Annotated in this window: 4 protein-coding genes; 3 read left to right on the plus strand and 1 reads right to left on the minus strand. The window is 68.5% G+C overall.

Annotated features, from left to right (window positions below; all coding sequences use genetic code 11):
- Window positions 1-274: 274 nt before the first annotated feature.
- From Q4P07_RS08910 to Q4P07_RS08920, 3 genes are read left to right on the plus strand one after another with little or no spacing between them, the layout of a single operon-like run.
- Window positions 275-1,543, plus strand: a complete 1,269-nt coding sequence (locus tag Q4P07_RS08910) for an MFS transporter (RefSeq protein WP_303374558.1) — start codon at window positions 275-277, stop codon at window positions 1,541-1,543.
- A gap of 39 nt (window positions 1,544-1,582) precedes the next feature.
- On the plus strand, window positions 1,583-3,766 hold the full coding sequence (ligA, locus tag Q4P07_RS08915; protein WP_303374559.1) for an NAD-dependent DNA ligase LigA: 2,184 nt from the start codon (window positions 1,583-1,585) through the stop codon (window positions 3,764-3,766).
- Window positions 3,767-3,805: 39 nt separating this feature from the next.
- Complete coding sequence (locus Q4P07_RS08920) at window positions 3,806-4,090, plus strand: glutaredoxin domain-containing protein (protein ID WP_303374560.1); 285 nt, start codon at window positions 3,806-3,808, stop codon at window positions 4,088-4,090.
- 40 nt (window positions 4,091-4,130) lie between these two features.
- Here Q4P07_RS08920 and Q4P07_RS08925 read toward each other — a convergent pair.
- A partial coding sequence (locus Q4P07_RS08925; protein ID WP_303374561.1) for a cystathionine gamma-synthase occupies window positions 4,131-5,305 on the minus strand: 1,175 nt, incomplete at its 5' end.

The raw sequence follows: 5,305 nt of genomic DNA on the forward strand, positions 1-5,305 counted from the left end.
GAAGAATGATGCCCTGGTATCGCCCTGGGTCGGGGACTCGACGCTGGTCATCAGTTCAGTCCATGCCCAACGGCGAGATCTGTCAACCGGGGCCGCGAGTAGGCTTACGTCGTCGGCGCAGAGCGTCCGCGCCGCAGGTTCGGTTCACTCCAGAAAGAAAAGACATGTTCGTCAGGGCTCGAGTAAGCCTGTAAGTGCTGGGTAGCAGGACCGCGCTGGAATAACGCGCGGTCCTTCGTTCTGCCCACTCGCCTGCTCGAACCGAAGGATTTTCATGTCTGCACTCGACCCCGCTTCTCGTGCGCCATCGTCCTCGTCACGACGAGGGCGACCGCTGCTGTTCTCCAATGCCCTCGATGCCGCTGGCCGCCAGGGCATGGACTTCGCCACTGACGTCCTGGCCGTAGTGCTCCTGGGGGCCAGCGCCGCCCAGATGGGTCTGCTGAACGCGGTCGGCGCCCTGGCCTTCCTTGTCCTGGGGATCCCCATCGGGGTGCTGGTCGACCGATCGCCGACGGTGCGCTTGCTGGCCGGGTCCGGCCTGGCTCGCGCGGCCTTGCTGGCTACGTTGGTCGCCGCCTGGGCCCTCGACGGACTGACGATGATCCACCTGTACGTGCTCGCCGGACTGATCGGCATCACGACTGTGGTCACCGAGACCACCCAGACGGCGATCGCGCCACGGGTCGCCGGGCGGGACGCCGTGGCCGGGTTGGTCGCGCGGATGCAGTCGGCCGAGTCCGTTGTCGGTCTCGTGGTCCCAGCTCTGGCCGGAATCGCGGTAGCCGCGATCGGCGCCGGCCCGACCTTGTCCCTGGCCGCGGTGGTGACCGTGCTGGCGGCCCTGGTCGCTTTACGGCTCCGGGTGGGTCCGCCAGCGGGCCAGCCCGAGGAGGGCGTGACCCCATCAGGGACCGGCGCCTTGGCCACGCTGCTGGTCGAAGCCAAGGAGGGGTGGAGCGTGCTGCGGGCCAACACCACGCTCTGGCGGCTGACGCTGGCGTCGATGCTGGTCAACCTAGGGCTCGCCGCGCACTCGGCGATCGAAGTCGTGTTGGTCCTGCGCACCCTCGGACTGGGGACGCAGACCCTGGGCCTACTCATCTCGCTGGGAGCGATGGGGGCCTTGGTCGGCTCGGTCGTGGCGGTGCCACTGGTGGAGGAGTTCCGGGTGGAGTGGGTGCTGCGCGCCTCGATGCTGCTGTTGGCACCGATCGCTGCCCTGACTCTGCTGGCCCTGTTCGACACCTCCAGAGCCACCTGGTGGCTGAGCGCCAGCGCGTTCCTGTGGGGCGTGAGCATCGTGGTCTACAACGTGGTCATCGCCGGCCTGACAGCCGAGCTGACGCCCACCCGCCTCATGGGACGCGTTTTCGCCACCCGCCGCACCCTGGCCATGGGCGTCATCCCGGGGGGCAGCCTGGCCGGTGGCCTCATCGCCGACCAGCTCGGCATGGCATACGCCGTCCTCATCTGGATCGTCCTCAACGCGTCCGCGGCCCTCCTGGTCGTCCTGGCCCCGACGGAGACCGCGACCCCCTGATGTTCTCGTCCTGTCAGAGCGTGCTGACAAGATGGTCGGGTGAGCAAGACGCCGCTTCCGCAGAGCACCGAGCAGCTGCCTGACAAGGCACGCCATACCTGGACCGACCTCGCGGAGCAGATCGAGCAGCACCAATTCGCCTACTACGTCAAGGACGCGCCGACGATCTCGGACGGGCAGTTCGACGCGCTGCTGCAGGAGCTCGTGGCGATCGAGGAGCAGTGGCCGCAGCTGCGCACTCCGCAGAGCCCGACGCAGCAGGTTGGCGGCACCTTCTCGACCGAGTTCACCGCCGTCGACCACGTCGAACGCATGCTCAGTCTCGACAACGTCTTCTCCGAGGAAGAGCTCACCGCGTGGGCCGACCGCGTCGTCCGCGACGCCGGGGGAGCGCAGATCCAGTTCTTGTGCGAGCTCAAGATCGACGGGCTCGCCGTCAACCTCCTGTATGAAGAGGGCCGGCTCGTCCGGGCACTCACCCGGGGGGACGGGCGGACGGGCGAGGACGTCACGCTCAACGTCCGCACCATCGAGGGCGTCCCCAACCTGCTTCGGACCCCTGCCAAGCAAGAGACCGAGGCAGTGGTCGAGGACGGAGCAGTCGTCAAGGGTGGGCACGACACCAGCGAGCCCGTCCCGATCCCCGCGCTACTGGAAGTGCGCGGCGAGGTGTTCTTCCCGGTGGAAGCCTTCGAAGACCTCAATGCCAGGTTGGTCGAGGCCGGCAAGGCGCCGTTCGCCAACCCACGAAACACGGCTGCCGGGTCGCTGCGCCAGAAGGACCCGAGGGTCACCGCCGCCAGGGGACTGCGGATGCTCGTCCATGGCATCGGCGCGCGGGAGGGTTTCGAGATCACCAGCCAGTCACAGGCCTACGAGCTGCTCGCTGCATGGGGGCTGCCGGTCTCCGATCGCGCCAAGCTGGTCACCTCGATGGCGGAGGTCCGCGACTTCGTCGCCTACTACGGCGAGCATCGCCACGATGTCGAGCACGAGCTGGACGGGGTCGTCATCAAGATCGACGAGGTCGCGGTCCAGCGCCGCCTCGGCAACACCTCACGGGCCCCGCGATGGGCGATCGCCTACAAGTACCCGCCCGAGGAGGTCACCACCAAGCTGCTCGACATCCGGGTCGATGTCGGACGCACCGGCCGTGTCACCCCATGGGGCCTGATGGAGCCAGTGCAGGTCGCCGGGTCCACCGTCGAGCGAGCGACGCTGCATAACGCCTCCGAGGTCGAACGCAAAGGAGTGCTCATCGGAGACACGGTGGTCCTGCGCAAGGCCGGTGACGTCATACCGGAGATCCTCGGCCCGGTCGCCGAGCTGCGGGACGGCACGGAGCGCGCGTTCGTGATGCCGACGCAGTGCCCCAGTTGCGGCACGGCCCTGGCCCCGCAGAAGGAGGGTGACAAGGACATCCGCTGCCCCAATTCCCAATACTGCCCGGCACAGCTGCGGGAGCGCCTCTACTCCCTGGCCGGCCGCGGTGCCTTCGACATCGAGGCGCTGGGCGGCGAAGGAGTCCACGCGCTGCTGGAGGCCGGCGTCCTCACCAACGAGGCGACGCTGTTCTCGCTCACGGCCGACGACATCGCGACCGTCCCCCTCTATACGCGGGCGGCCAAGAAGAACGACGCGGAGTCCGCGGTTGTTGACGGCCGGGTGCTCTCAGCAAACGGCCGCAAGCTGGTCGACAACCTCCAGCAGGTCAAGGGCCAGCCGTTATGGCGGGTGCTGGTCGGCCTGTCGATCCGCCATGTCGGGCCGACAGCGGCTCGGGCGTTGGCCACCGAGTTCGGGTCGATGGGGGCCATCCGCTCGGCCTCCCTCGAGCAGTTGGCCGCCACCGAGGGCGTCGGCCAGATCATCGCGGAGTCGGTGCTGGAGTGGTTTGCCGTCGACTGGCACCGCGACATCGTGGACCGGTGGGCCGCCGACGGTGTGCGCATGGCCGACGAGCGGGACGAGTCCGTCGAGCGGACGCTGGAGGGCAAGACGATCGTCGTCACCGGCTCCCTTGAGGGCTTCTCCCGGGACGAGTCCAAGGAGGCGATCATCAGCCGCGGCGGCAAGGCGTCGGGGTCGGTCAGCAAAAAGACCGACTGGGTGGTCGTCGGCGCCAACGCGGGGTCCAAGGCAGACAAGGCAGAGGAGCTGGGCGTCCCGGTGCTGACCGAGGAGCAGTTCGTGCGGTTGCTAGCAACGGGCTCGACGCAATGACCATGCCCGGACAGAACCAAGACAAGGAGCTAGCTGGAGATGGCTGACCTGACCACCACCGCTGACGAGGCCGACCCGGCCGCGAGCACCGGCGTCCTCATCTACTGGCGGCCCGGCTGCGGGTTCTGCCTGCGGCTCCGGATGACCCTGGGGGAGGCCGGCGAGCGCGCGACCTGGGTCAACATCTGGGACGACGAGGAGGCCGCCGCCTTCGTGCGCAGCGTCAACGCCGGCAACGAGACGGTCCCGACGGTCGTCATGGATGGCGTGGCCGTCACCAACCCGAGCCCCAGGAAGGTGCTCAAGCGCCTCAAACAAGAGTGAGAGGACGGCCTGCGGGCGGCGACCGGGCACGGCCCCGCGCTCAGGCGGTGCCGTGCACGTCCAGCGCCTGGCCGAGGTCGGCGATCAGGTCCTCGACGTCCTCGACGCCCACCGAGAGCCGGATGAGGTCGCCGGGGACCTCGAGCTCGGTGCCCGCGACGCTGGCGTGCGTCATCTGACCCGGGTGTTCCAGCAACGACTCGACACCACCGAGGCTCTCGCCCAACGTCCAGACCTGCACCGCCGCGCACGCCTTGAGCGCGGAGTCGGTGCCCCGCTTCATCCGGAAGCTGACCATCCCGCCAAAGCGCTTCATCTGGCGTGCGGCCACGTCGTGGTTGGGGTGATCGGGAAGGCCCGGATAGAGGACCGTCGAGACCGCCTCGTGGCCCTGCAAGAAGTCGACGATCTTCTCCGCGTTGTCGCAGTGCCGCTCCATCCGCAGCGCAAGGGTCTTCAAGCCACGCAGGACCAGCCAGGAATCGAAGGGCCCGGCGACGGCGCCGATGGCGTTCTGGTGGAAGGCGATCCGCTCGGCGGCATCGGCATACTCCTCGATCCCGACCTGGGTCGAGGTGACGACCGCGCCGCCGACGACGTCGCTGTGGCCGCCGGCGTATTTGGTCGTCGAGTGCGTCACGACGTCGGCGCCGAGGCGCAGCGGTTGCTGCAGATAGCTGGAGGCGAAGGTGTTGTCGACCGCCAGCAGCGCCCCGGCCTCGTGCGCGACCTCTGCGAGGGCGGCGAGGTCGGCGATGCCGAGCATCGGGTTGCTCGGCGTCTCGACCCAGACCATCTTGGTCTGCCCGGGGCGGATCGCAGCGCGCACCGCGTCGACATCGCTCATCGCTGCGACCGTGTGCTCGATACCGCCGGGTCGGGCGACCTGGTTGATGTAGCGGTAGGTGCCGCCGTAGGCGTCATTCGGCACCACCAGGTGATCGCCCGGCAGCAGCAGGGAGCGGATCACGCAGTCCTGAGCAGCCAGCCCAGAGGAAAACGCGAATCCGCGACTCCCACCCTCTAAGGAGGCGAGGCATTCCTCCAGCGCCGTGCGCGTGGGGTTGGCCGAGCGGCTGTATTCATAGCCCTCGCGGAAGCCGCCGACACCGTCCTGCTTGTAGGTCGAGACCTGGTAGATCGCCGGCACGACAGCGCCGGTGCGGGGGTCGGCTTCCTGCCCGGCGTGAATGGCGCGCGTGGAGAAGCCCTGGG

Source organism: Ornithinimicrobium sp., from assembly GCF_030537745.1.
GTDB lineage: Bacteria > Actinomycetota > Actinomycetes > Actinomycetales > Dermatophilaceae > Ornithinicoccus.

Coding starts and splice junctions, on each gene's coding strand:
- Q4P07_RS08920 (WP_303374560.1), top strand. CDS start 3,806: ATGGCTGACCTGACCACCACCGCTGACGAGGCCGACCCGGCCGCGAGC.
- Q4P07_RS08910 (WP_303374558.1), top strand. CDS start 275: ATGTCTGCACTCGACCCCGCTTCTCGTGCGCCATCGTCCTCGTCACGA.